Source organism: Photorhabdus sp. CRCIA-P01 (assembly GCF_003545805.1).
Classification (GTDB): domain Bacteria; phylum Pseudomonadota; class Gammaproteobacteria; order Enterobacterales; family Enterobacteriaceae; genus Photorhabdus; species Photorhabdus antumapuensis.
In genome coordinates this window covers 1-1,733 of sequence record NZ_NMQR01000153.1, presented here as the reverse complement: position 1 = coordinate 1,733, position 1,733 = coordinate 1, and the positions used below count along the sequence as shown (strand labels likewise).

Genomic DNA, 1,733 nt, shown 5'->3' with positions numbered 1-1,733 from the left:
GCTTTGGTATTTTGCAACGCTTTCAGGCGCGGGTCGGCAGTCTGTTGCGCTTCATGGGCCGTTTGCACGGCGCTGTTGATAGCACCTCCTGCGGCGCCGCTCAGCGCTACCGTCAGGCCGCTTTGTTTTTGTTCGGTTTTTGTTGTGGTGTTATTGCGGTTTTCCGCACTGGTGACCGTGACCTGTTGACCGGTCAGCGTCAGGTCTTTACCGGCAATCACTTCACTGCCGTGAACCCGGAGTTGTTCTCCCGCGTTGAGCGTCACGTTGCCCTGACTGCTGCCAACCGTGCTGCCTTTGCTAAGCTGGCTGTCACTGTCGGTGGTGACTTTCTGACTGGCTTTGCCCAGAGTAAATCCAATCCCGCCGGTCCCCATCAGGCCCGATTTTTTCTCCTGCCGCAAATGGGTTTCACCGTGAGATTCGGCGGCGGTGGTGACGGCAAGTTGATGACCGGCGCTCAGGCTGACATCCTGCGTGCCCGCCACATTACTGCCGCTGACCGTCAGGTCATGACCGGCCTGTAGGTTGATTTTATCACCGCTAAATGTGGTACTGAGCGCCTGCCGATCATGCACTTCGTCGTGGGTTTCCACTGACGACTTGGACAGCCAGCCTTTGCTGGTTTGTTTACTGTGTTCCACTAAATCGGATGAAGCGGTACCGGTTGTCAATGTCAGGTTATTCCCGGCCTGCGCCGTCAATTGTTGACCGGCATTGACGTGAGCGGCGGTGGCGGTCAAATCCTGCCCGGCTTGCAGCGTCACATCACCGGCGCCGGTTATCCGGCTGCCGATATCCTGTTGTTGGGTCAGATGGCGAGTGTTATCTTTCCCCCAGTCGCCCTGTTCTGTACGGTGCGTGCTTAGGGTATCCAGCGTCAGGTTATGGCCTGCGGTTATCTCGGTGCGACCGTCTTTACCGGCGTTCTTCACCTCGCTGGCGATTAATTGCACATTGTTGATGGCGCTCAGCGATAAGGTACCCTTATCGTTCTGCACATAAATCCCCGCCGGACGGTCCAGCCAGCGGTTAGCCTCATCCCCGCGTAACGTAGACGCGCTGGTGATATCGTGGCCTTTCAAGGTCACCCGGTCATCCCCCTGAATCTGGCCGCCCCGGTTAGTGAGCGTCTGCTGGGCCGTCAAATCCACTTTGCCGCCGCGAATAAAGCCGCTGTTGGTCAGGTTGTTGGCGGTCAGTTGGGTGACGTCACGCCCGCTAATCGTGCCGCTGTTGGTAATATCGCCCTGACTGTTAAGGGCCACGGAATTACCGGCGAGTAGGGCGCCATCACTGCTCAGGTCGCCCTGACGGACACGCGCATACACCTGCGGCACGGTCACCACTTCGGTAGTCCCATCCGGCAAGGTCACGGTTTGGTTCGTCAGCCAGATAATATCCGAAGTCAGCAATGCCATCTGCGCCGGGCTTAAGGCGACGCCCGGCGTTAACTGTTGCTGTTGGCCAAAGGCAATTCCGGCATCCATCAGCGCTTTAAACTGTGCTTCGTCGTTATTGTAGCCCGGCAGATAGCGTCGGCCGGTCAATTGGGTGATTTGGTCGCGCACTAGCCGCTGTTCGTAAAACCCATCGCCCAGGCGTTTGTGGACCAGCGCCGGGTCATGCGTTAATTGTTGCCGCATATAGTCCGAGCCTAACCACTGTTTATACCGGGTAAATTTCGGGTCGGTCTCGACCAGATAGTGGCTGTCACTGCCCGGCTGCACCGT

General features: G+C 57.6%; 1 protein-coding gene. It reads right to left on the bottom strand.

The window, feature by feature from the left end; translation table 11 throughout:
- Positions 1–1,733, bottom strand: a 1,733-nt coding sequence (locus D3222_RS24445; protein ID WP_198672932.1) for a hemagglutinin repeat-containing protein, incomplete at both ends; no start/stop codon positions are given.